Origin of the sequence: Paenibacillus rhizoplanae (assembly GCF_042684125.1) — a bacterium.
GTDB classification, from domain to species: Bacteria; Bacillota; Bacilli; order Paenibacillales; family Paenibacillaceae; genus Paenibacillus_AQ; species Paenibacillus_AQ rhizoplanae.
Genome location: NZ_JBHUKY010000007.1, coordinates 1 through 24,571, shown reverse-complemented (window position 1 = coordinate 24,571; position 24,571 = coordinate 1). Strand labels below are relative to the sequence as shown.

The 24,571-nt window shown below is 47.9% G+C and carries 28 protein-coding genes and 1 pseudogene; 27 read left to right on the top strand and 2 right to left on the bottom strand.

Features of this window, described 5'->3' with window-relative positions:
- The first annotated feature begins 16 nt into the window (after positions 1-16).
- From ACFSX3_RS01825 to ACFSX3_RS01755, 15 genes are all read left to right on the top strand, one after another.
- Positions 17-1,456: a bifunctional metallophosphatase/5'-nucleotidase gene (locus tag ACFSX3_RS01825; protein WP_209991284.1), complete on the top strand. Its 1,440-nt coding sequence runs from the start codon at positions 17-19 to the stop codon at positions 1,454-1,456.
- Positions 1,457-1,531: 75 nt separating this feature from the next.
- Positions 1,532-2,353 (top strand): undecaprenyl-diphosphate phosphatase, encoded by an 822-nt coding sequence (locus ACFSX3_RS01820; protein ID WP_209991282.1) that lies wholly within the window; start codon positions 1,532-1,534, stop codon positions 2,351-2,353.
- Between the two features lie 58 nt (positions 2,354-2,411).
- On the top strand, positions 2,412-3,518 hold the full coding sequence (locus ACFSX3_RS01815; RefSeq protein WP_209991280.1) for an HD-GYP domain-containing protein: 1,107 nt from the start codon (positions 2,412-2,414) through the stop codon (positions 3,516-3,518).
- A gap of 171 nt (positions 3,519-3,689) precedes the next feature.
- On the top strand, positions 3,690-4,829 hold the full coding sequence (yfkAB, locus tag ACFSX3_RS01810; protein ID WP_209991278.1) for a radical SAM/CxCxxxxC motif protein YfkAB: 1,140 nt from the start codon (positions 3,690-3,692) through the stop codon (positions 4,827-4,829).
- Between the two features lie 18 nt (positions 4,830-4,847).
- On the top strand, positions 4,848-6,206 hold the full coding sequence (locus tag ACFSX3_RS01805) for a hemolysin family protein (RefSeq protein WP_379312542.1): 1,359 nt from the start codon (positions 4,848-4,850) through the stop codon (positions 6,204-6,206).
- 312 nt (positions 6,207-6,518) lie between these two features.
- Positions 6,519-6,734 (top strand): spore coat associated protein CotJA, encoded by a 216-nt coding sequence (locus ACFSX3_RS01800; RefSeq protein WP_209991276.1) that lies wholly within the window; start codon positions 6,519-6,521, stop codon positions 6,732-6,734.
- Between the two features lie 3 nt (positions 6,735-6,737).
- The gene (locus ACFSX3_RS01795) at positions 6,738-7,004 is read left to right on the top strand and encodes a spore coat protein CotJB (RefSeq protein WP_209991274.1); all 267 of its coding nucleotides are present in this window, start codon (positions 6,738-6,740) and stop codon (positions 7,002-7,004) included.
- 48 nt (positions 7,005-7,052) lie between these two features.
- Positions 7,053-7,622 (top strand): manganese catalase family protein, encoded by a 570-nt coding sequence (locus ACFSX3_RS01790; RefSeq protein WP_209991273.1) that lies wholly within the window; start codon positions 7,053-7,055, stop codon positions 7,620-7,622.
- Positions 7,623-7,906: 284 nt separating this feature from the next.
- Positions 7,907-8,575: an Rpn family recombination-promoting nuclease/putative transposase gene (locus tag ACFSX3_RS01785; RefSeq protein ID WP_379257039.1), complete on the top strand. Its 669-nt coding sequence runs from the start codon at positions 7,907-7,909 to the stop codon at positions 8,573-8,575.
- A 439-nt stretch (positions 8,576-9,014) separates the two neighbouring features.
- Positions 9,015-10,199, top strand: coding sequence for an acetyl-CoA C-acetyltransferase (locus ACFSX3_RS01780; protein WP_209991268.1), 1,185 nt, complete (start codon positions 9,015-9,017; stop codon positions 10,197-10,199).
- Positions 10,200-10,233: 34 nt separating this feature from the next.
- Positions 10,234-10,974 carry an acetoacetate decarboxylase gene (locus ACFSX3_RS01775; RefSeq protein ID WP_209991266.1) on the top strand — a complete coding sequence of 247 codons (741 nt, stop codon included), beginning with the start codon at positions 10,234-10,236 and terminating at the stop codon, positions 10,972-10,974.
- A gap of 39 nt (positions 10,975-11,013) precedes the next feature.
- On the top strand, positions 11,014-11,682 hold the full coding sequence (locus tag ACFSX3_RS01770) for a CoA transferase subunit A (protein ID WP_209991264.1): 669 nt from the start codon (positions 11,014-11,016) through the stop codon (positions 11,680-11,682).
- Positions 11,675-12,331, top strand: a complete 657-nt coding sequence (locus ACFSX3_RS01765) for a 3-oxoacid CoA-transferase subunit B (RefSeq protein ID WP_209991263.1) — start codon at positions 11,675-11,677, stop codon at positions 12,329-12,331. The genes ACFSX3_RS01770 and ACFSX3_RS01765 overlap by 8 nt, the downstream gene beginning before the upstream one ends.
- 98 nt (positions 12,332-12,429) lie before the next feature.
- Positions 12,430-16,737, top strand: coding sequence for an S-layer homology domain-containing protein (locus ACFSX3_RS01760; protein ID WP_209991261.1), 4,308 nt, complete (start codon positions 12,430-12,432; stop codon positions 16,735-16,737).
- Between the two features lie 429 nt (positions 16,738-17,166).
- Positions 17,167-17,535: a hypothetical protein gene (locus ACFSX3_RS01755; RefSeq protein WP_379312539.1), complete on the top strand. Its 369-nt coding sequence runs from the start codon at positions 17,167-17,169 to the stop codon at positions 17,533-17,535.
- Between the two features lie 84 nt (positions 17,536-17,619).
- Here the strand turns inward: ACFSX3_RS01755 and ACFSX3_RS01750 are convergent.
- Both ACFSX3_RS01750 and ACFSX3_RS01745 read right to left on the bottom strand, forming a co-directional pair.
- A pseudogene (locus ACFSX3_RS01750) lies at positions 17,620-17,892 on the bottom strand (short-chain dehydrogenase); the annotation flags it as partial.
- Entirely contained in the window at positions 17,883-18,029 is a 147-nt protein-coding gene (locus tag ACFSX3_RS01745) for a hypothetical protein (protein WP_379257035.1), read from the bottom strand. The pseudogene ACFSX3_RS01750 and the gene ACFSX3_RS01745, both read right to left, overlap by 10 nt.
- Before the next feature lie 174 nt (positions 18,030-18,203).
- Here ACFSX3_RS01745 and ACFSX3_RS01740 point away from each other — a divergent pair, with 174 nt between their 5' ends.
- The 12 genes from ACFSX3_RS01740 to ACFSX3_RS01685 all read left to right on the top strand — a co-directional run bounded on the left by ACFSX3_RS01740 (position 18,204) and on the right by ACFSX3_RS01685 (position 24,501).
- Entirely contained in the window at positions 18,204-18,827 is a 624-nt protein-coding gene (locus tag ACFSX3_RS01740) for a hypothetical protein (RefSeq protein WP_209991258.1), read from the top strand.
- The gene (locus ACFSX3_RS01735) at positions 18,751-19,584 is read left to right on the top strand and encodes a hypothetical protein (RefSeq protein ID WP_339223578.1); all 834 of its coding nucleotides are present in this window, start codon (positions 18,751-18,753) and stop codon (positions 19,582-19,584) included. Before ACFSX3_RS01740 ends, ACFSX3_RS01735 begins: the two co-directional genes overlap by 77 nt.
- Complete coding sequence (locus ACFSX3_RS01730) at positions 19,581-19,988, top strand: EndoU domain-containing protein (protein ID WP_339223579.1); 408 nt, start codon at positions 19,581-19,583, stop codon at positions 19,986-19,988. Before ACFSX3_RS01735 ends, ACFSX3_RS01730 begins: the two co-directional genes overlap by 4 nt.
- Before the next feature lie 26 nt (positions 19,989-20,014).
- Positions 20,015-20,332, top strand: a complete 318-nt coding sequence (locus tag ACFSX3_RS01725) for a hypothetical protein (RefSeq protein ID WP_339223581.1) — start codon at positions 20,015-20,017, stop codon at positions 20,330-20,332.
- 300 nt (positions 20,333-20,632) lie between these two features.
- Complete coding sequence (locus ACFSX3_RS01720) at positions 20,633-21,001, top strand: Imm3 family immunity protein (protein WP_209991255.1); 369 nt, start codon at positions 20,633-20,635, stop codon at positions 20,999-21,001.
- A 36-nt stretch (positions 21,002-21,037) separates the two neighbouring features.
- A complete protein-coding gene (locus ACFSX3_RS01715; protein WP_209991253.1) occupies positions 21,038-21,553 on the top strand; it encodes a hypothetical protein in 516 nt (171 codons plus the stop codon).
- Positions 21,554-21,871: 318 nt separating this feature from the next.
- Entirely contained in the window at positions 21,872-22,120 is a 249-nt protein-coding gene (locus tag ACFSX3_RS01710; protein WP_209991251.1) for a hypothetical protein, read from the top strand.
- Between the two features lie 75 nt (positions 22,121-22,195).
- Positions 22,196-22,684, top strand: a complete 489-nt coding sequence (locus tag ACFSX3_RS01705) for a hypothetical protein (protein ID WP_209991249.1) — start codon at positions 22,196-22,198, stop codon at positions 22,682-22,684.
- A gap of 273 nt (positions 22,685-22,957) precedes the next feature.
- Positions 22,958-23,281 carry a hypothetical protein gene (locus ACFSX3_RS01700; protein ID WP_209991247.1) on the top strand — a complete coding sequence of 108 codons (324 nt, stop codon included), beginning with the start codon at positions 22,958-22,960 and terminating at the stop codon, positions 23,279-23,281.
- A 59-nt stretch (positions 23,282-23,340) separates the two neighbouring features.
- Positions 23,341-23,796, top strand: coding sequence for a hypothetical protein (locus ACFSX3_RS01695; RefSeq protein WP_209991246.1), 456 nt, complete (start codon positions 23,341-23,343; stop codon positions 23,794-23,796).
- A 1-nt stretch (position 23,797) separates the two neighbouring features.
- Complete coding sequence (locus ACFSX3_RS01690) at positions 23,798-24,163, top strand: hypothetical protein (RefSeq protein ID WP_209991244.1); 366 nt, start codon at positions 23,798-23,800, stop codon at positions 24,161-24,163.
- Positions 24,160-24,501 (top strand): Imm3 family immunity protein, encoded by a 342-nt coding sequence (locus ACFSX3_RS01685; protein WP_209991242.1) that lies wholly within the window; start codon positions 24,160-24,162, stop codon positions 24,499-24,501. Before ACFSX3_RS01690 ends, ACFSX3_RS01685 begins: the two co-directional genes overlap by 4 nt.
- Positions 24,502-24,571: the final 70 nt, after the last annotated feature.

Sequence of the window (24,571 nt, the reverse complement as noted above, 5' to 3'; positions counted from 1 at the left end):
GGAGGGAAGCCAGCTTATGAAGCCTGGGCCGCAAAGATTAACCATTATTCATACCAATGATATACATAGCCACTTTGAAATGATGAGTCCGCTCGCGGCTGTGATATCAGCCATGAAGACTGCGGCAGGCGAGGAGCCGGTGCTGCTGCTAGATATCGGCGATCATATGGACCGCGCTGCTGTCGAGACGGAAGGCACGATGGGACAGGCCAACATCGATATTATGAATCTGACCGGATACGATGCGGTCACCATCGGTAACAACGAGGGCCTCACCTTCTCCAAAGAGATGCTCTCAGCCATATTCACAGGCATCCAGTGTCCTGTAGTATGCTGTAATTTCCTGGAGTCCGCAACGGGTGAGCCGCCGCACTGGATGCAGCGCCATGCCATTCTGGAAAAGGACGGAATCAAGATTGGGCTGACCGGTGCTACGGCAGCGTTCACCTCCTTCTATTCCCTGCTTGGCTGGGATGTGCTGGACCCGGAAGAAGCGCTGCGTGAGCAGGTTCAGCTACTTGCCCCGCAGGTGGATATCGTGATCATCCTGTCTCATCTGGGGCTGCCCGCAGACCAGAAGCTGGCAGAGAAGCTCGAAGGCGTGCATGCCATTCTGGGCGGGCACACCCACCATATGCTGGAGCAGCCGCAGATGATTAACGGGACAGCCGTCTGCGGCGCCGGCAAATTCGGCCGGTACGCCGGACGGGTGGTCTTCGAGCGGGAGCAGCCGGATGAAACGTTTCGCCTGGCAGAAGGAGGCTGCACGGAAGTCGGTCCTGCCTTGACAGAGGAGATGATTGCTCCGGCGGCAGCAATCCATCTACAGCGCGCCCGGGAGGCCCTGCAGGAGACGGTTGCCATCAGCGACCGCATGCTCCCGCTGGATCTGCAGGGGGAGTCTCCTTTTGGCAACCTGCTGGCACAGGCGGTCCGCCACTTTACAGGCAGCCCCATCTCGCTGGTCAATACAGGCCAGCTGCTCGGGCCGCTGCCGGAGGGCAACATCACCGCAGGCATGCTGCATGCCTTATGTCCTTCACCGATTAATCCTTGTATTGTACAGCTCACAGGCAAGGATATCCGCACCGCACTGGAACAGAGTCTGATGGCAGAGTTCCGGAATAAGGTCATCTACGGATACGGCTTCCGGGGAGAGGTGCTGGGCACTCTGGCCGTGGACGGATTAAAAATCTTGTACGATCCAAGGGTCATGCCTTATGATAACGGTATTGCAATTTTTGCTGGCGGGGAGATGCTGGAGGATACGAAGGTTTATAGTGTGGGTACGTTGGACATGTTTACTTTCCGCACGGGCTATGAGAGTATAGCCAATGGCCGGGAGGCGGTGTATCTGCTGCCTCATTTCCTGCGCGACCTGCTGCGGATGGAGCTTCAGCGGCCGGGGAGTCTGGATGAGAGTGAAGCTGTTCGCTGGGAGAGGGAATCCACCTGATGATCACACCCTGTTTTATCAATATGGATAGTACCCGCTGTACCCGATTTCATTGACTAGATCAGGAGGAGTAATATGGATACAATTACAGCCATTATTCTGGCAATTGTGGAAGGAATCACGGAGTTCATTCCGGTTTCTTCGACGGGACACATGATTTTAACAACTAAGCTACTAGGCTTCAACGAGCAGGATTCGATTATGAAGACGTATGAGATCGTGATTCAGCTGGGGGCCATTCTGGCGATTGCGCTGGTCTACCGCCAGCGGATTGTGAACCTGCTCGGATTCGGCCGCAGAGACAGAGGAGGCGTAATGCCGGCATCGCGTCTGAACCTGATTCATGTGCTGCTGGGTATCGTGCCTGCGCTCGCTGTAGCTTTTTTTGCAAGGGACTTTATCAAAAGCCTCTTCGGGGCATCCACCGTCCTCTGGGCGCTGGTAGCAGGCGGTATTCTGATGATCATTGCCGAATGGGTCAACACACGCAAGATCCGCGTGACGGCGCATGATCTGGATGATCTGTCCTACGGGCAGGCATTGTCGATCGGACTGTTTCAGATTATTTCCGTACTGTGGCCCGGATTCTCCCGCTCCGGCTCGACCATTTCCGGAGGGATGTTGAGCGGGGTGAGCTACAAGGCCTCAGCCGACTTCTCCTTCCTCATCGCGATTCCCATTATGTGCGCGGCCTCGGGGTATGAGCTGCTGGATTCGTACAAGAATTTCACAAGTGAGACGATCGGGTATTTTGTCATCGGCTTCATTATTTCCTTCATCGTGGCCTATGTGGTGGTGGTTCTGTTCATGAGAATGATCCAGAAGATCAGACCGACGCATTTTGCTATCTACCGCTTTATCCTTGCAGCCGTCTTCTGGCTGTTTATTATGCGTTGATTCTTAGCTTGGCATCACAGAAAAGCAATTTTACCGTTAAAGGCAGGAGTGAGCCAAGGTGCGTCTAGTATCGATGAATCGGCTTCAGGCGGGAATGAAGCTGGGTAAAAAAATATATAATGATGAAGGGCTGGTTCTGCTTGCGGACGGAGTGGAGCTTACCGATGCCTTGATCAGGCGGCTCGCCAGAATCGATATCGGCTATATCTATATTGAGGATTCGCTCACGGAGGATATTGTGATCCATGGAATGCTGCAGGATGAAACGCGCAATCAGGCGCTCAAGGTGATCCGGAACCAGTTCCAGCAGATGTCGGGCGCCTCGGGGATTACCAAAGGCTTTTATCATCTGGACAAGAAATTCTCCAAGATCATGGACTCGATCCTCGACGACATGTCGCTGCAGGAGGACCCGATGATCATGCTGCTTGACATGCACACGGCTGACAATTACCTGTATGTCCATTCCCTGAACGTATGCTTGTATACGCTAGTGCTGGGCATTGCCCATGGCTACAGCAAAGAAGAGCTGCGGGTCATCGGACTCGGTGCGCTGCTGCACGATATCGGCAAGACGCAGATTCCTGTCAAAATTGTACAGAAGCCCGGCATGCTCAGCGACGAGGAATTTCGTCATATGCAGGCGCATACCGAGATCGGATACCGTATCCTCAAGGAAGAACCGAATATTCCTCTGCTGGCGGCTCACTGTGCCTTGCAGCATCATGAACGGATTGATGGTTCCGGCTACCCGCGCGGCCTGACGGGTCCGCAGATCCATGAATATGCGAAATGGCTGGGCGTAGCAGATTCCTATGATGCGATGACCTCCAACCGGATCTACAAAAAAGCGATGCTGCCCCATCAGGCGGTAGAAGCATTGTATGTCGGTTCGGGAACCCTGTACGAGCAGAAGCAGCTGGAGTTATTCAGAGACCGCGTGGCCATCTATCCGCTGGGGCTTACGGTGAGGCTCAGCTCCGGCGAGAGCGGTGTGGTGGTCAAGATTGATCCCAGCACGCCGCATCGGCCTGTTGTCCGGGTGCTGAATGGACCCGAAGGCGAAACCGTAACCCCCTATGAGCGTGACCTCAGCAAAGCTCTTTCTGTAGTCATTGTGGATGTGACGGACGGGGGAGAACCTGTAGTGAAAAGTACCGGATAGATGTTCTGTGCAGCGAGGAGAGAATATGGGCACCCTGCAGAAATTGCGGAGCTGTATTCTCCGCCTTGCTGTTTTTTTGAGTAGTCGTGGTATGATATAGCATAAGTTATCGTTCTTTTTCTTTTGTTTTGGGTTAATAATAAGGAATAAGCATTAAAGGAGCATTAAGAAATGAGTATATTAGAGCCATCATCTATAATCCCTGTAAAAGAGCTGTCGCCGGAGTATGATCCGTGGGACCCGATTACTTCGCTCCGTGAGTACGGACAGCATGTGCTGACCAGTGTGGAGATGACGGTTACGAATCTATGCAACATGCGCTGCGAGCATTGTGCTGTCGGCGACAGCCTCACGATGAAAGAGGGGGAATTGCTTCCTTTAACCAATATGCTGAAGCGTCTGGAGGAGGTAGAGCATCTGCAGACTATCAGCATTACAGGTGGGGAGCCGATGTTCCGTGCCGCAACGGTGGAGAATACCATCGTTCCGCTGCTGAAATATGCACGGGAGCGGGGCATCCGTACACAGATTAACTCCAATCTGACCATGCCGTATTCCCGCTATGAGCAGCTGCTCCCTTATCTTGATGTCATGCATATCTCGTTCAATTATGTGAACGGCGATGACTTCCATGAGGTGGGCTTCGCCAACAGCGGGCATCCGGTCTCGAAGGAGGCCGCCTACCGGCTGTATGACACGATGCTGGAGAATTCGCGCCGCCTCAGCAGTGACGGGATGTTGATCTCCGCCGAGTCGATGATTAACTACCGTACACATACTAAGCTTCCCGAGATTCACCGGCTGATCGGGGACATGGGGGCAAGACGGCATGAGGTACACCCGATGTACGCATCCAGCTTCGCCTCGAAGCTGCCTGTGCTGTCGCTCCGGGAGATGAATACTGCCATTCATTCCCTGCTTGATCATCGTGACCCGGAGATGTGGATGCTGTTCGGCACGCTGCCGTTCTTCGCCTGCAGCTTCGTGGAGGAAGACCAGAAGCTGCTGCACAGACTACGCAGCGAGAAGAATGTAACACTGCGCAATGACCCGGACGGAAGAAACCGGGTCAATGTGAACCTGTTCACGGGTGATGTCTTTGTAACGGACTTTGCCGACATATCCGCTTTTGGCAATATCAGCAGCTCGAAGCTGGATGACATTTTCACCGAGTGGCAGACTAAGCATCCCTTGAATCAGCAAGTGAACTGTTACTGTGATGCAGCAGGCTGCTGCGGGCCTAACCTGCTTGTAGCCGATATGTATTATCCTGGGGTCGATTTCAAAACAAGAAAAGCGATCACTTTGTAGAAATGGGGCGTTATTATAGTGCATACGGAATTTGACATAGGAAGATTAGTGCTTAATCTTTTGCTCGTTCTGGTGCTCGTATTATTAAATGGGATCTTCGTTGCGGCGGAGTTCTCGCTGGTCAAGGTCAGACAGTCTCGTCTGACCCAACTCGTCAGCGAAGGTAACAAAATGGCCGGATATGCATTGAAGGTCAACAAACGGCTGGATTCGTATCTGTCAGCTACCCAGTTCGGGATTACACTCGCCTCGCTTGGACTCGGCTGGGTCGGAGAGCCGGCCATTTCTGAGCTGCTTGTGGAACCTCTGATGTACCAGCTAGGCGTTACAGATCAGACGTTAATCTCTACGGTATCTGTGATCATTGGCTTTTCCATTATTACCTTTTTACATATTGTGCTGGGGGAACTCGCGCCGAAATCTCTGGCTATCCAAAAAACAGAAGGCTCGGCACTGCTGCTGTCCGCTCCGCTGATGTTCTTCTATAATCTGTTTCTGCCCTTCATCTGGGTGCTGAATGCGTCGGCGAACGCGCTATTAAGACTGTTTGGCGTGGAGCCGGCCAGCGAAGCCGAGGCTGCCCATTCGGAGGAGGAAATTCGCATTCTGATGAATCAGAGTGCGAAGAGCGGGGTGATCGATCAGGATGAAATGAAGCTGATGGATAACATCTTCGAATTCTCGGACCTGCTGGCCCGTGAAGTTATGCTGCCGCGTACCGATATGGATGTACTGTACAGCAATCTTCCGCTGGAAGAGAATATGCGGATTATCACGGAAACGAAGCATTCGCGTTATCCGGTGGCCTTAGAAGATAAGGACCGGATTATCGGCTTCATCCATATCACAGATCTGCTGTTCGCCCCGCCAGAGCAGCAGAATGATCTGACTTCTCTGGTCCGGCCGATTCTGAACGTGCCGGAATCGATGGAGATCAGCCATGCGCTGCGGCTGATGCAGAAGAATAAGGCCCAGCTGACGCTGGTCGTAGATGAGTACGGCGGAACTGCGGGGCTGCTGACCGCTGAAGAGATTCTGGAAGAGATCGTCGGCGATCTGCATGACGAGTTCGAGGATGAACGTCCCAGCGTGGAGCGTAACGGGGATTACATCTCCGTGGAAGGCCGGATGCTGATTGAAGACGTCAACGATCTCACAGGCGTCGTGATTGAGGATGACGAGGTGGATTCCATCGGCGGGTGGCTGTTCAAGGAGCTGGAGGGCAACCCGTCCAAGGGTAAAAAGGTAGTGGTTGGCGATGTCACCTTCGAGGTGGAGGAGTCCACCCGGCTGCGGATCACCCGGATCAACATCCACCGCGAGCCCGCGCCTGAGCCTGAAGAGGATGCGGAAGGCGGAGAAGAGGAGAAGGAGTAAGTAAAGCGGATGCGGGATATCCCCGCGAATGCACTTTTAAAGATAGCAGGGTACTTCAGAAGCCGGGTAGCAGGGCTTTTGAGGACCCTGTTTTTTGTTGCGCAGGAATGATGATTATCGGCGCTTATAGCTGTACTATTCCCACTCGTTTGCCGCAAAAGTTGCGTTTCGCCTGCGCACCTGAGGGGGATTTTATTCGGCAGCTGTTCTTTTCTACCCTTGGACCGTCATAAGTTAGTTACGAAGGTAACGATCAGAGATATGGACATTCATCAGGCAATGCCGTTAAAACCTTAAGAGGAGGAATGATCATTGAACTCCCAGGACCGCGTATGGACACCGTACAGGGGACCGTTTGATCCTTGTCCGCCGGTGCCGTTCAAGACGTATGTTGTGCCGCCGAACCAATTCGTCACGTTTCAGCCCCCGAATCTCCCGCAGTTCTCTCTGCCGGAAGCGCTCAAGCATGGAACGTTATGGCCATCGCTATACAGCCCTTATGAATCTAAGTTCAAAGGAGGGAGGTAGGCTATGGAAGCTAATCCTTGCGAGCCCCGCTATTACGAGATGCTGGAGCAGCTGCAGGTGCTTGATTTTGCACTGGTAGAGCTGAATCTGTTCCTGGACACTCATCCGCAGGATGTCAAGGCAATCGAGCAGTTCAATCAGCTGACGTATGAGCGCACCAAGTTGGCGAACCAGTTCCAGGAGCTGTACGGACCTCTGCAGAATTTCGGCCGCGCCTATTCCAAGGCTCCATGGCAATGGAGCGAGAGTCCCTGGCCTTGGCAAGTCTAAGGCATGAAGCCGGGAATGAAATAGCCTTAAGGAGGGGGAAGTTCACGAATGTGGATCTATGAGAAAAAGCTGCAATACCCGGTGCGTGTCGGCAAATGTGATGTGCGGATGGCCCGGTATCTGATGGAGCAATACGGCGGTGCGGATGGCGAGCTGGCTGCGGCGCTGCGCTATATGAACCAGCGGTATGCTATACCCGATAAGGTAATTGGTGTACTAACGGATATTTCCACTGAGGAATTCGCACATTTGGAAATGATTGCCACAATGATCTACAAGCTGACCAAGGACGCCTCAGTACAGGAGCTGGAAGCCGCAGGCTTAGGCCCGAACTATGCGCAACGGGATCATGCACTGTTCTACCAGAACTCCGCCGGTGTGCCCTGGACCGCATCCTATATCCAGGCCAAGGGTGATCCGATCGCTGACCTCTATGAGGACATCGCGGCAGAGGAGAAGGCCCGGGCTACATACCAGTGGCTGATTGACATGACCGACGATGTGGATCTGCAGGACAGCCTTAAGTTCCTGCGCGAGCGGGAGATCATTCATGCGATCCGGTTCAAGGAATCGGTGCAGATCTTGATTGAGGAGAAGGATAAGAAGCGGGTGTTTTGAGGATGATGTATACACAAATTGAATAGATAGTTTGAAAAGAAGAGCCACAGGAGCAACATCTGGGCTCTTTTTGCATTGAATGCGAACATGTGTGCTTTTTGTTATATTGAAATCCATTAAAATGGGATATGCTCACAAGAAACAAGCAAGATATAACAGGAGGCGACTAAAATACCCTTACCGCATGATGAAGCTTTTAAGAAGCTGCTGGAGACGTTCTTTCAGGAGTTTATTGAGTTGTTTTTTCCTGAGCTGGATTCTATGAAGGACTGGACGGTTATATTTTGATTCATCTGGAGCCGCAGTCGTATCGGGACACAAAGTTTCACGAACGGATGTTTATTTACTTCAGCCGTCTATTTGAACGCTACCGTAAAGAGCATAAGCTGATTATTCCGATTGCCATCTTCACTTCAGATGAGATCAGAGAAGAGCAGGACACCTTGGAGTTGGTTATTCCTGAGCATCAGATCCTGCGCTTTCAGTTTCTCAAGGTAGAATTGCGTAAACAGAACTGGCGAAGATTTATTGATTCAGACAATGCAGTGGCTGCTGCGTTACTAGCCAAGATGGGGTATACTACAAGAGAAGCAAGAGAAGTGCGCCGGGAGTTCCTGCGCATGTTCATGAAGCTGAAGACACGCTTGGATCAAGGGCGGTTGGCGCTGATTATGTCAGTGGCAGATTTATATTTTAAGCCGGACCTGGCCCAGGATGAAGAGATTATAAAAGAATTAATGATACAATACCCGGAGGAGGGTGAAGCGATTATGGAACTCATGCCAGCCTGGAAGCGTTGGGGATACGAAGAAGGTATAGCTGAAGGAATCGAACAAGGAATAGAAAAGGGCCAAGCCGAGATTATCCGTAAGTTACTGCTTCATGGATTTACTCCGGAAGATGTGTCCAAAGCCGTAGAGTTACCGGTAGACGAGATTAAGAAGCTGATGTAAGCAGGGCTCCTCCAAATAACGGAATAATATGCTAAGAGAGCTGCAAAAAAACGCCTCCAGACCCAAGTAAGGGTCGGAGGCGTTTTAAATATGAACTCTTTTGGTATGTTTTCATGCGTTTTTCTGAAATAACCATTAATAACCAGAATATCAGAGGAAATGATAGCATGACTTCGCTCGGCGAGTGTACAAGGGCCTAGAGGTATTCAAATGTAAAATTATGTAATAATACCAACATTGAGTTAAAGGCAGTTTAGGCTTACACTAAATATGTAAATAAATGACAAATATTCAGATGGAGGAAGGCGATCAAGACGGCTGAGCCGATCAAGCTAATCAAGCTGATTAAGCCGATCTAAGCCGTAACGCATACTCTCTCATACATCGTGATCATACCCGCACGTAAGTCCAATACCATCAGAAAGGAATGTGAGATTTTGTGAACAGAGTTGCATTGGTTAGTCCATTACGGACTGCAGTTGGTTCATTTAACAACGGACTTTCGACACTAAGTGCTACAGAATTAGGAGCGAATGTGATGACGGCCTGTCTTCAGCAAAGCCATGTAGAGCCTGGGCTTGTGGAGCAAATCTATCTGGGCAATGTTCTACAGGCGGGCGAGGGCCAGAATCCTGCCAGACAGGCGGCGCTGCAAGCCGGTATCCCGATTGAAGTCCCTGCAACAACGATCAACACCGTTTGCGGTTCAGGGCTTCATGCCGTCGCTTTAGCTTACAACTCTATTCGGGCTGAACAAGGGAGTGTCCTCCTGGCCGGGGGGATGGAGAGTATGTCGAACGCCCCATATGTGCTGAGGAATGCAAGAAACGGCTACAAGCTTGGGAACAGCGAGCTGATAGATACCGTGGTGGCTGATGGCCTGACCTGTCCTATTAATAAATATCATATGGGTATTACTGCCGAGAACATTGCCGAGAAATATCATATTTCACGACTGGAGCAGGATGAATTTGCTTATGACAGCCAGATCAAGGCCGCCGAAGCTAAACGGAAGCAGGTGTTTGCAGAGCAAATTGTGCCCGTGATGACCACCACCCGAAAGGAAAGTGTATGGTTCGCGGAGGACGAGCATGTAAGAGGAGAGGTCAGCAAAGAAAAGCTGGCTCATCTAAAGCCTGCTTTTAAGGAAAACGGATCAGTTACTGCCGGAAATGCCTCGGGGATCAATGATGGAGCAGCGGCTGTACTGGTGATGTCGGAGGACAAATGCAAGGAGCATGAGGTAGAGCCTTTGGCCTATATTAAGGGGTATTCACTGGTTGGCGTTGATCCTGCCTACATGGGAATGGGTCCGGTAAGAGCCATTAAATCCCTGCTTAAGGACCAGGGCATCCCTCTTGAGGCCATCGATTTGTTCGAGATTAATGAAGCCTTCGCGGCACAGGCCATAGCGGTATTGCACGAGCTTGAGATTAACCCGGAGAAGGTGAATGTCAACGGGGGCGCGATTGCGATTGGACATCCTGTCGGGGCAAGCGGAGCCAGGATACTTGTTACGCTGGTCCATGAAATGGTCCGAAGCTCTAAGCATTACGGCATCGCCAGCTTGTGCATCGGAACGGGGATGGGCATTGCCATGCTGGTTGAGAACGCACGCTATTAACACAACTCTGACAGAAAGGGAGTTTAAGATCATTATGAATGCAAAAGAGGTGCTATCGCTTCAATCCATGCCTGCGGCCAGTCCGGGTTACGGGCGTCCGCCTTACCGCTTCATTGACCGTGAATTTATGGTCATCACTTATGAATCCGACCCTGCGGCGATCAGACAGGCGGTCCCGGAACCCTTGCAGCCAGATGGAAGCAATACCGTGTCTTATGAATGGATTAAGATGCCCGATTCGTCGGGTCTGGGAAGTTATGAGGAGAGCGGGATCGTGATTCCGTGTACCTTTGAGGGGGAGCCCTGCAATTTTGTAGCCCAGATGTATCTGGATAATGCGCCTGCCATTCTGGGAGGACGGGAGATCTGGGGGTTCCCCAAAAAGTGGGCCTCTACCTGCCTGAGCGTTGCAGGCACGGAGACGCTAACCGGTACGTTGCGTTATAACGATGTCCTGGTGGCCGTAGGAACCATGCCCTACAAGCATAACCTGCTGGTGACAGAGGATACAGCTAGAGCTATCGCCAAAACCCAAGTGAATCTAAAGCTCATTCCCGATGTGGATGGGACCCCTAAGATTGCGCAGCTGGTTGCCTACACTCTTGAAGATGTTCACGTAAAAGGCGCTTGGACCGGGCCGGCCCGCTTAAGCCTGATCCCCCATGTGAATGCTCCTGTGGCCGATTTGCCGGTGAAGGCGTACCTCGGGGGAAAGCATTTCATTGCTGATCTAACACTGCCCTATGGACAAGTCATTCATGACTATATCCAGTAGCCAGCTTTTCTCCAATAATGAACAAGGAGCATGAAATCTATGATAAACAAATTAATCTCCGCCGAAGATGCCGTGAAGAGGGTGAAGGCTGGAGACACCGTGATGGTCGGCGGTTTTCTGGCTGGAGGCCACCCCGAAGGGCTGGTGCGTGCGCTTGTCGAGACGCAGTCAGCCGGTCAGCTCACGCTTATTTCCAATGATACGGGCACCCCGGAATTATCTATCTACAAGCTGGTCAAAAGCGGCCGGGTCAAGCGGATCTATGCCTCCTACATCGGCTCCAACCCGGAAACCGGAAGACTGCTGATGACCAAGGAAGCAGAGGTGAATCTCTATCCGCAGGGTACGTTAGCCGAGAAAATCCGGGCCGGAGGGGCCGGGCTGGGCGGTGTGTTAACTCCTGTAGGAGTAGGGACGATTGTAGAGGAAGGCAAACGGAAGCTCGATATTGAAGGGAAAGAGTATCTGCTTGAATTGCCACTCCATGCAAATGTGGCACTAATCCGGGCCCATAAGGCAGACGAGGCCGGGAATCTGGTGATCGACGGCTCTTCCCGAAACTTCAATTTCGTCATGGCGATGGCGGCAGATTATGTAGTAGCTGAGGTAGATGACTATGTGAAGCTCGGGGAGATTGATCCCAATCATGTCAACGTTCCGGGAATTTTGATTGATGCCATTGTAAAGGTGGGGAATACGCATGAATAACCGGGAATTCATTGTGAGAAGAATCGCCCAGGAGTTCAAGGACGGCGATGTGGTGAATCTGGGGATAGGTATGCCGACCCTGGCAGTCGATTATATTCCTGATCATGTCCAGATTATGCTACAGGCGGAGAACGGAATTCTCGGAGTAGGCCCCAAGGCGGCCAAGTCAGAGGAGAACATCGACTGTATCGATTCTGGCGGCAGCTATGTAACCACGGTGGCCGGAGCCTGCTATTTTGACAGCGCGGTCTCCTTCTCAATCATCCGTGGAGGGCATGTGGATATTACCGTGCTGGGTGCGCTTGAAGTCGATGAGCAGGGTAATCTGGCAAGCTGGATGATTCCGGGGAAAAAGGTGCCGGGCATGGGCGGAGCTATGGATCTGGTAGTCGGGGCCAAGCGGGTCATTATCGCCATGGATCATGTGAACAAGGATGGGCAGCCGAAGATAATGAAAGACTGCAAGCTGCCCCTGACGGCGGTTCATGTCGTAAACACGATTGTCACTGAAATGGCGGTCATCGAGGTGATCCCGGGCCAAGGTCTGATGCTGATGGAAATCGCACCGGGTCTGACGGTGGAAGAGGTTCAACGGGCAACCGGGGCTGAGCTATGGATCTCACCGGACCTTAAGGGAATAGCTGTCTAATACAATAAAATTTAATATGCTTACATTGCGATGATTCTACGAACATATTACGCCGTTATGCTGTCTACTAGAACAGACAACAAGGAGCGTGAAGGTTCGTGAGTAATCATCCATTTGTAAAGAAAGTATTGAGCGGGATCTTGGCTATGACGGTTCTGCTTCCCAACCTTACACCTGCTCTATCTCCGTTACCGACTGCGTTTGGGGAGGCAGCGGAGACTAGCGGGGTTGTGAAGGTAGAGGATTTTGAACAGGTGAGCTTAGCGGATCTAACCTTTGACAGTGCCCGCATTCATAGCGGCAGTCTGGCGCTGGAGACGAATCCGAAATACGTACATAGCGGAGCGAAGTCCCTGCGGATTGATTATGACTTCATTGGCATAACCGATAACCCCTCTCAGGTTGCCGTGGGTCCGGCGACTCAGCTACCATTGACTAACCGAACCCCTAAAAGAATTGGGATGTGGGTATACGCCAATCAGGAAGGTCATGGTCTCACCTCCAAGTTCTACGTTTCTTCCACCGGCAAATCCAAAACGTATGAAATCAGGAGTGAAGAGACCGGGATCGACTGGAGCGGCTGGAAGTATGTCGAGGCTGATATAGGGTCAGATCTAACCATGCCAGGTACTCTGGCCTTCTTCTTCCAGATGAAAGAAAGACAAATGAGCAAAAAGAATAAAGGCTCCATTTGGATTGATGACGTCAGGCTGATCTATGATGAGCCGGTTAATGAAGATATGGATGTGCCTGTGCTAACTCCGGCGGCACCGGCTCCTAATCAAACCTTGAGCTCTCCTGTCTCTGACCTTATTCTATCAGCGGAGGACGCCAAGTCGGGCATTGATCCGGATTCCATCCGGTTAACGGTGGATGGTCAGGCTGCGGCACCGTCAACTTATGCCTACGATCTGAATCTTCAGCAGATTACCTATCACCCGGAGCTTCCGCTGGCTGGAGGTTACCATCAGGTGCTGGCAGAAGTGAAGGATAGGGCCGGCAATCCGGCCGCGGCAGAATATGCTTTTCAGATTGAGCATGGGGCCAGATTTACCTTGGAAGCCCCGGAGGAGGCTGTCAGTAATGAGACCTACCGGCTGAAGCTGAAGGTGGCGGACGTAGGTGAAGCCAAGAGCTTCCATGCCAGAATCAAGTTCGATCCAGAGACACTGCAGGCAAATGTGATTACTGCGCGCTCCGGCTTGAGCCAGGTGCAGACCCACCTCGATAATACAGGCGGCTACGTTGAAGTCAGTGCGGAGGGACTGCAAGGGGATCAGGCGGATGCGCTGGCAAGTATTGGTTTTGAGGTGAACCGGTCTGCGAAAATGGAACGCGGCGAGACGGCTAAGCAGATGGCCATGGTGGAGGGCAGTTTCGGGTATGAAAGCGGGACGCCAGTTAGTTCCTTAGCCTCCCCTCTTCCTTATAAGATCGGGTTTCCTTACAAGATCAGCATCAAGGGATCAGCCCTGCACACGCAGAATATCATCACGGTTACCTCTCGCGCAGGAGCGCCGGTGGAAGGAGCCGGGATTGATTTTACCGATACCAGCGGTCCTCAGACTTATGTGCGTGTAATCGCCGATGGGTCCAAAGTATATGCCAAAGCCGATCCATCGTCCGCAGTGCTCCTTAATGTTGAGAAAAACGCGCGGATGTTCGCCACAGCAGGCAGTGCTTCCGGATTCATCAAGGTATATTTGCCGGATGGCAGCAAGGCGGGGTACATCTCAGCCGCAGATGTGGAGCAGAGTGATCTTACCGCAGGAATAGGCTTGACGGACGCCAAGGGAGAGATCCATACACCCCTGACGAACCTTGCTATTGGTACTTGGAGTGTGCAGGCCGTCAAGGATGGCGGGACCAGCGAGAGTATCAGTATGAATGTTGTAGCTCCGTTTGGCGGAGCAGATCCGCAATATGTGCAGACCTTTGTGACCGAAGATATGAAGACGATGATGAGTGTAGGGTGGCAGAGCGCGCCAAGTGTTCAAGAAGCTTACATCCAGTACATGAAAGATAGTGATTGGGTGGACAGTGACCTGGCGAATGCTCCGGCAAAAGCAGCCATGCAGCGTGCGCTCTCCGAGGTGGAGGTCATTCCTGAGGTTGCAGGGGGGCCTATGGGCGAAATCAAGTTCCATAACGCATTAGTCACGGGTCTTGAGCCGGGTACGGGCTATCATTACAGAGTTGGCTACGAAGGCCATTGGAGTAATTGGTCCAATTACAAGACGGTGGAGGCTGCGCCGGACAAGCCTGTTTCCTTTGTATTTGTAACCGATTCGCATACCAAAGGGGACAATGGGCTGGAGACCTATCAACAATTGATCAAGAATGCGTTCACTAATTATCCCGATACCCAGTTCGTTATGCATGGCGGTGATATGGTCGATGACGGGGCGGTTTTGAATGAATGGAACCAGTTCTGGCAAGCCTCGTCGATCTATACCTCCTCTGTTCCTTCAGCGTATGCCATGGGGAATCATGATGTAAAAGGGGGAGGAAAGTACATTTTCGCCAAAGGCTTGGGGCTTCCCAATAATGGGCCGGAGCTCCAGAAGGAGTATGCCTATTCGTTCGATTCAGGGGATGTGCATTTCGTGGTGCTGAACTCTGAAGCAGACGAAGTCACGATGGGCAAGCAAGCGGAGTGGCTGCGGGAGGATCTTTTAACGAGTAATAAAAAATGGAAGATTGTCATGTTCCACAAACCTGCTTATCATACCGAAGATGGACGCGGCAATCTGATTGAGTACACCCAGACTTATTTTGCCCCTATTCTCGAAGAATTGAAGGTCGATCTGGTGCTGGAAGGCCATGACCATGTATATGCGCGGACCTATCCGATGAGCAAAGGCAAGCCACTGCTGAACGGAGAGCAAGGAACGGTCTATCTGGACGGCGGGGCGTCTGGCTGGAAGTTCTACGATGGAAGCAAATACGAGTATCTGGATTTCATGTTTGATGAGGATGTTCCGGTCTATTCTGCCATTCAGGTGAGCCATGATAAGATCGTAATCCAAGCCCGCACTACGCAAAGCGCAGAATTAATTGACAACTATACGATTGTGAAAAAGGATGAGCGGACAGTGACCTCCGTGGCCGTAGCCCCGGCTGAATTGAAGCTGAATGTCGGCGATAAGCACGCAACGGTGCTTACAGCTACCTATAGCGATAACTCCACTGCCGATGTCACGAATCAAGCGGTATGGACATCTTCTAATGAGCAGGCAGCTACAGTAGACGCAGAGGGCATCATTCATGCCGTTGAAGTGGGCGAGGCGACCATCCAGGCGAATTACGGCAACCTGCCGCCGGTGAAGCTATCGGTAACGGTTCAGACAGAAGGTACGGTGCCTAAGCTGCTGAAGCTGACCGCCGAGCCTGGCACACACATCTTACAGGTGAACAAGCAAGCAGCTTCCGTGATTACTGCGGTATATGACAATGGAGTAAGTACAGTGGTTACAGATCAGGTCCATTGGACGACTTCAGATCCTGCGGTCGCCTCGGTATCGGACAAGGGGATCATTACGGGTATTGCAGCGGGGGACGGGGTAACGATTACTGCTTCCTTCGGCGGCTTAACCATTGCGATTCCCATCGTGGTTGAGGGCGGAACGGTACCGGTGGCAACGCCGACGCCGACACCAACGCCAACGTCACAATCGGGAGGAACACCGGCAGTAACGCCAGCACCAAAGCCGGCGGTAACACCGACAGCAACACCAACAGCAACGACGACACCAACACCAGCTACAACTGCCGGTCCCGTGAAGCCAACCTTAACCAGGCCTGTGCTTAAAGACAGCTTGGACTTAAATACGCTTAAATCTATAGTTGCAAAAGGCCGGACGGCTGCTGTTGTTCCCTTCCAGGACGTACCGGCTGTTTTGTGGAGTGCCTCGTTTATTGAACGTGCAGCCCGGATGGGGATGATAACGGGGTATGCGGATGGTTCGTTCCATCCTGAAGCCAAAGTAACACGCGCTGAGTTTGCTGTAATGCTCACAAAAGCTTTTGGCCTGACCGGCTCACAGGGGACTGGATTCTCCGATACGCAGGGGCATTGGGCTTCTATGGCACTTGCAGCGCTTCAACAGCATGGTGTAATTCAGGGCTACACCGATGGTTCATTCCACCCTAAGCAGGAGATCACCCGTGCGGAAGCTGTGACTATGCTGGCGCGTCTTACGAGCTATGTTCCCGGCACACCGGCACGATTCTCCGACCTCCCGGCAAGCTGGGCGGCAGAGCCAATCAATGCCTTCGCTAATGCGGGGATTGTCTCAGGGAAAGGCAACGGCGCCTTCAAACCGAAGGATTCTGCTTCCCGGGCTGAAGCCGTAGTGATGATCGTCCGGCTCATGGATAAGCTTATTGAAGCGGGTGAGGAGTAGGATAAGTAGACAAAGCTAAAGCTTCTGAGCAGACAAGGGCAGCCCCATTTAATCGGGGTTGCTCTTTTTTTTAGCAAGGAAAAGCGGAGGGTAAGGCAGTTTTCTACGATCGAAATGAGAACACGTGTGCTTTTTATTATATTATATTCCATTTAAATAGAATATAATCACAAGAAACAAGCAGTATATAACAGGAGGCGACTAAAATACCTTTACCACATGATGAGGCTTTTAAGAAGCTGCTGGAGACGTTTTTTCAGGAATTTATTGAGTTGTTTTTCCCTGCGCTTTCAGTTTCTCAAGGTAGAATTGCGTAAACAGAACTGGCGAAGATTTATTGATTCAGACAATGCAGTAGCTGCTGCGTTACTAGCCAAGATGGGGTATACTACAAGAGAAGCAAGAGATGTGCGCCGGGAGTTCCTGCGCATGTTTATGAAGCTGAAGACACGGCTTGATCAAGGACGGCTGGCACTTGTGATGTCAGTGGCGGATTTATATTTCCAGCCGGACCGGGTCCAGGATGAAGAGATTATAAAAGAATTGATGATACAATACCCGGAGGAGGGTGAAGCGATTATGGAACTCATGCCAGCCTGGAAGCGTTGGGGATATGAAGAAGGTATAGCTGAAGGCATAGAACAGGGAATTGAGAAAGGCATAGAACAAGGAATCGAACAAGGAGTAGAAAAAGGCCAGGCGGAGATTATCCGCAAGTTACTGCTTCACGGATTCACTCCGGAAGAGGTCTCCAAAGCGGTGGAGTTACCGGTAGAGAAGATTAAGAAGCTGATGTAAGCGGAGTTCTATCATATTATGCTCACGCCCAAAGAGACGGTCTACCCTAAGACGGTCTCTTTAGTGCGTTTTGATTCAAATCTTTTATTCAATATAGCTCTTCGTGGCCTCATACATCTGGGCTGCATATTGGTCGATCTGGTCCCGTGACATGCGCAGACGGTCCACAGAGGTGCCGTATCCGATCTCCAAGAGTCCTTCAGTGAGTCCCTGGAAGATACCGTCCGTGAATGCATCTAACGGCTCGCCATGGATATGCAGTCCTGATCCGCCGAGATCTGTGTTTACGGCCGGCGGGGCCACCTCGATGACTTCAACGCTGGTCCCGGAGAGCTGGAGTCGCAAACTCAATTCGTATACCGTTCTATTTTCTTATCAATGCCCTGCAAGGCTTCTGTCATGAGCGCGATTTGTACCAGTACAGCCTGTTTGTGTTCTTGAAACATGGCGAGCCGCAGAGTAATCGTGTGGTCCCCTTCCGCCATCCAGTCCACGTATTGCCTGATCCTGCTGATGGGCATTTGTTGTTTGCAGCAATCCATTCTTCTCATAATAACGTATGGTAGATTCCGGGGTGGATTGAACCCAGTTTCTACTTCATCCCGAAGACCGGAGGTGCTGCGGCCCCTGTAGATCTGTACTATGACATTTCTGGGTCGAAGAATAAGATGATTGGGGTTGGCTCTTCCAAGGACAAGCTTAGCTATAGCCGTACTTACTGCCTGGCAGATGGTTTGCGGAATATTGCGGATGGTGAGCTATCCACTTCAGCCAGCTATGAGTATAACTATATAATCACTCAGGAGGAGCGGGAGAAGAAGCCTTGGATCAAATTCTATTCGCAAAATCTGAAGCGCAAAACCAACATTGGAGCAGGCTATAACCTGGAAGTCCTGCCCTACAAATCCCGTATCATGGTGGGTCCAACAGACATCCCGACAGTCGTAGATCCAATCACGGCTGTTCGTAGTGTTCAGCATTGGTATGGAGAGTATAACCTGCCCATTGCCCTGTATATCCTGCCGGGGCGTGATGAGCTGGATAGCGATCCTGTCGTGAAGCAGCTGCGGCTGACCATCCAAGACTCAGGGCCGGGAAGCCTCGGAGCTATTGCTGCTGAGAGCAAGCTAAAGGATATCTTCACAGCGCGCGATCAGATTGCGCAGGCACAAATGGCTTATAAAGTCTACGAGAGCTTTGGGAACAAGCTTACAGATGGACACAGTTCATCTGCAGGCGGAGGAAGCGCGCCAGAAGCTGGCTTCGCTGGGTGTGGAAAAAGTGTACTATGAAGTGGGGAAAGACCTGAGTATGTACTTCAAACAACCGGTACTTCAGGCATGTGACTATGATCCTTCCATCCTAACAAGGAATGTGCTGCTGCCGAAGAATGAATCCTATCTGCTGCTGCTGCGGATGGCCATGGAGCCTGGAGATAAAGGCGGGTGGGCGAAAGGCCAGTTGCAGGCTATTCATGCAGGAGGTATCGACCTTCTATTCATGAATCCAAGCGCGGAGGTTTGGCGGGACATCGTGAACAAGGCTTCGGTAAGGCAAGAGGTCCTAGCAGAACAGGGCAAGCCAGATTTGGCAGATTGGGAGAGACAGCCGGCCAAAAAGGATTTTATAGATAAATATCTGGTGGACCCGTTCATTGAACTAATCACAGGAGAGAAACCGCAGCCTAAGACGCAACTGGAGCAAGTGCTCTCCGCCCAATTCTATGGTATGCAAATCGAGCAGCAATTCGTACTCAGTGATCTATCCAGCGAGTTCGAGTCTACCTTGCGTGGAGTAGCTAGTGCAGACCGGATTAATGAAGTCCTCGGGATGGGGACCGTTAATGTGAAGACCGGAATGCTAAAGAACAGACAAATAGAGCCTGACAGTGGAATAACTGGAAGTCCTTTTGGTAAGATAAAAGCGTTGGATGAGGTAGAGATTAGAAGTGGAATGAAGACTGTACTGGATGATTTCAATCCTGGGGTCAGAGGGGCTACCGACAGTGGTAGTCGTGTGATTTTAAAAACATTAATTAGTCATGAATGAAAGAAAAGATTTTAGAAGGACAAAGAAAGATTCCGAAAAATGATTTAATAGGAGGACATTCGCCAAGCATTAACAATGCTAACGATAATTTCGCAGTTGAAGTTTTATCCACTAATGCTGATGGTACCAAGAATGTAGTTTTTACAAAGAAATTTCCTGACGGAAATCTTTCCAAGCTTAAAAAGAGTACCTTGTTTCCAGATTTTTGGAGTGATGAACAAATTATCATGAGCTTAACGAATGTTGGTAACACTCCTGCTATATCTACAAGATTAAGAGATGGAGCAACTTGGCATAGGGCTACTATAGATGGCGTGGAAATTGATGTAATCAAAGTTGGTGATAATCTTACCAGCGGTTACCCAACACGCAAGATAAACGCATCACGCCCGTCAGGTTTTTAATCTATAAATAAATTGGAGGCATCAAAATGTACAAAGAACTAGATAACCTTTTATCTGCTGATACAACAGTAGATTCTTGGTACGATGATGGCTGTGTCATTGCAAGCGAGATACTCTCGGATTTTGATCCAAGGGATTGGGATGAATTGTCTAATCAAGTGCTTAGTAAACCAATAGATTGGCAGAGGAAATTAGCATACTGTTTGGATAATGAATGCAATGTATATGAACTTAATATTCTAATGTCATTGCTCGGTATAAAAGATGAGGAATTATTCGAGATATGCATTGATACACTGCGGAGTTACACAGATCAAGATAGTAAAAAAAAAGATATTGGATAACCAAGAGTTATTTAAACGGGTAAACGATTTATTACTCACTGCTAACGTACCCGTAAAAAAAATCCTCCAAGATTTTCTTGCGAAAATTTATTTGTGATTTAAAGCTAATCCACCTATTCTTGCTGTCTTTGCAATATTCGTCTCTCTTGATGACTGGGATAAGGAGATTGTGAAAAGAATTGCGGAAGGAATAAAGTGTGGAATTTAAGGTTCGTTATAGAAATATTTTTTCGTTTTAGCTTATCTAAGATCGGAATAACTATCTTAATAATCTGGGGATGCAAGAAGGAGTAGCACTTTATGGATGATTGGGAATATGAAGAGTTATTTGAAGCAATGAATAGAAATTACAATAATTATCTTGAAAAGAATTTAAGTGATCAACTTGCCCTTGCAAGGACATCATATGATTTTGAGACCGTTCGGAAGGAAGGGATATTAGAGAATATTATAGTTTCTACAGCGATGGGTGAGATGATTTTGTCGCACCAAAAAGTTTTTATCGGCAATTTAAATTCTATTGAGGAATTATTAATCAAATATAATCCCAATGAGTTATCAGGACTGATATCATGTGAAAATCTTGCTGATTTGACTACAAGAATTAATAATGTATTAATTTCCCTTAAAGAATTGCCCGTTGATTATAATTCAAAGATTGAGAGTTAAAGATATGCTCGAGAGTAAGATTTTGAGGTGGGAAAATTGAAAACTAATTTTGAACAAGCGAAAAAAAGAATATTAAATATTGACTGGAATCTTGTTTCCATAGATAAACCTTCACATGTGATCTTAGTGACAGAATTTATAAGAAGAGGAAATATATTTTTGGATTTTAATTCCAAAGATAATAATAGACGTGCTATATTTAATGCTTCCGAGATCATTGATTTTAGCATGCCTGAGACTATAAAAGAGGAAAATAGTAGATTTATAAGTGTTAACTTAGATTGGACTACAGAATATCTTTGCGATTTTTACCTTGAATGGTCATATGCAATGGACAACGAAGTACCTATCGCTCTACAATTTCATGATCTTTATGACCCAATTATTAAGTTGTTTGAGAGAGGGGGAAGAATTAGTTATCATCATAATGAGTTAGTATGTGGAAATCATGCATGGGCGCGTAACTCTGGAGCAATAACGAGAGATATTCCTCCACAAGACATAAGTGATGAAGCTTTAGATAGAATTGACCATGATAATGGTGGAAATTAAAATAGCAAGTTCTCTTAGCAGAAAATTCACTATTTGAATAGTATTGTAGTGTGACTTTTTGAAAATCAATTTCGATAGTCCTTTATGGAAAGCAGGTCGACTATGGATATACAATATCATATAGGGCTTGCTTTTTATTTTGTTCCTTTAGATTAGAGGTGAAGTTAAGTGAAGCCTTTAATTTTATCAAAACAATAAGAGAAAGCTCCATTGCGTATCTACGATCGAAACCTTTAAAAATTATTGAGGGAGTGCTCCCCAATACTATGTAATTTTACGGAACTTGAACAGTTTATTGTTGAAGATTTTGAAGGGTTTTTGGAGGAAGGCTTATCATTATCGCAAGTAACAGAAAAATTGCTTGTTGAATATCATCGTGGAATCGTAAGGAGTAACGTTGAAAAACTAGTTGTTTATTTGACAGTTGCTCTTCTTTCTCTTGAAAAAAATTATCTTAGAGTAGATATACAAAGTGAATTAAATAGTATTATTGATATTTCCTCCACAACCTTAAAGCAAGAATTAGCAGACAAGGATGTTAAGAAGGTTTTGCAGGATATTGAATAATATAAGGTGGCTAAAAGTGCTCGTTGAACCCCCATCTTTCCGAAAAATCCCGATTATTCACAGTGAGGTTAAGCTATGTATTTAATGGATGCAAAAGAACGAATCAATAGTATGAACTGGGATTTGGCTGGTAGCAATTCACCAGAAGTAGAAGCTGATTTGGCTTGTGAATTTTTGCGGAGATTAGCTTGTTTTTTTAAAGAGGAGGGGATTAGGCCGATAAAACCTTTGGCTGCAAATATAGCAAAACTATTAGGCGACAAAGACGAAATAGATATTTCGGAGTTTTGTAGCTTGGAAGTGTTGGATTTTTTAGGGGAGAATACATATGTGAAAAATATTGTTCAGTATTATTTACATCTTGCTAGGTATGCTGATAAAAATCCAGATAAATATGAGTATTTAAGAATATATGATCCATTAATTAGAATACTCGAAAGAGGAGGGATGTTCGTGCTTAAAATAAATAGTTTAGATATAGTAAATGGGGTGCATATCCCCTTAAATGGATGGTGTGACAATTTTATAACCATGGAGCCTATTGAGATAGAAGGGTTTGAATGAGTTTGAGGTGGAAGATGGATGAATTGGAATTATTTTAAAACCTCCAAATGGGAACTACAGATATGTAGTATTAGGTATGACTGAATCTCAAGTAAAGGAGTTATGGAGCATATTATCGAGCAGGTATACAGATGGTGCAAGCGGAGCAGTAACGGCTTTTACGAAAAATGTCCCTGATGTATAGAAACCTCGTAGAATTTTTTGGTCTACAGAGCTGCCTAAACTTAGGGGAAATCTGAATGTTGATCATATTGATATAAGGTAGGGATTATTTTGATTAAAGATTATCGCGATTACTTCACCATTGCTTCTGACGGGATAAATCAAGTAAGCTATGAAGACTCTTCATGTAAAGTCTTTATTAGTGTAGCTGATTTTCGGGATGAGATCTGGTGGACAACCATTATAAAAACAGTTAATAAAAAATCTGGTGATGCAGAAAAAATTAACGATCTACAGAAAATAGAGATTTATCGAAGAATATGCGCGCATAAAAAATTGCATAGTACCTTTGGGATTATGACATCTGAGTTTAATCTAATTGAAACAGAAATGAACGGTATAGATTGCAAAATGAATATTCTGGATATTATTTGAGGAAAAATATGGATATTATATATCCTGAATTAAATTGTTATATGAAGAGGTGACCTTGGATGGGGGAACTACTCAATGATGCTGTAAACCGTATATCCTTAATCGATTTTGAAAAGGCAGGAAATGAATTTTGTGAATCGCATCACGCATTAATTAGTGAATATTTCAGAAGGATTAATGTAGTACTAGATACATTATCTATTAGTACTGATAACTACCCATTAATTCGCATTGCTAGTGTTCTTCAGAAAAGCATCCATATCGATATCATAAAAGCTTGTCCAGTTCTCGAAGACATTAATAATTTGTACATAAAAGCAATATGTTATTACCATTTAGAAATTTGTTCATTAGTAGATGAGGGTGTTGATGAAGCGAACGAATATAGGGATTTGTACGAGCCGATGATAAAATTGCTGGAACGAGGGGGAAGTTTTTATATCCGACAAGGTGAAATGCTGGTTGGTCCGTCGGCTTATCCTCTAAATTATTGGCGCGAGTTAGAGGTGATGTAAAGTGAAGCCTTTAGTTTTATCTAAAGAAATAAGAGAAGGTAAATTAAACGATCAAGAAATTGTCAATTGTTTAGATATTCAACATAATCAGGTTTTAGTCAGTGCAATAAGTCAGATTATCAGCAGAAAGCTGTGCAATGAAGAGATTATCTCTAAGCTTACTTGTATCAGCAAATTCAGAGACCCAAATGTAAATAAACTTTTTGGAATTGACACTATAGGACATTATAGTATAGCTGCACTGTTTGCTTTGGATACTCTGGAATCAACAAGAAAATATGAGGAATTGATGGCTGATCTTGATGATTGGGATAAGGAGATTGTGAAAAGAATTGCAGAAGGTATAAAAAGGAGTAGCACTTTATGAACGATTGGGAATATGAAGAGTTATTTGAAGCAGTGAATAGAAATTACAATAATTATCTTGAACAAAATTTAACTGATCAACTTGCCCTTGCCAGAACATCCTATGATTTCGAGACAGTTCGAAAAGAAGGCATATTAGAGGATATTATAGTTTCTACGGCGATGGGTGAAATAATTTTGTCGCACCAAATAGTTTTTATCGGCAATTTAAATTCTATTGAGGAATTATTAATCAAATATAATCCCAATGAGTTATCAGGACTGATATCAAGTGAAGATCTGGCTGATTTGACTACAAGAATTAATAACTCAACTTTCGCACCTAGAAAAATGGCTTAAACCCTTGAGCGCGTAAGGGAAATTCAGTAGATTCACTCGTATTGACAAAAAACACCTCGCTTGTTTGGTA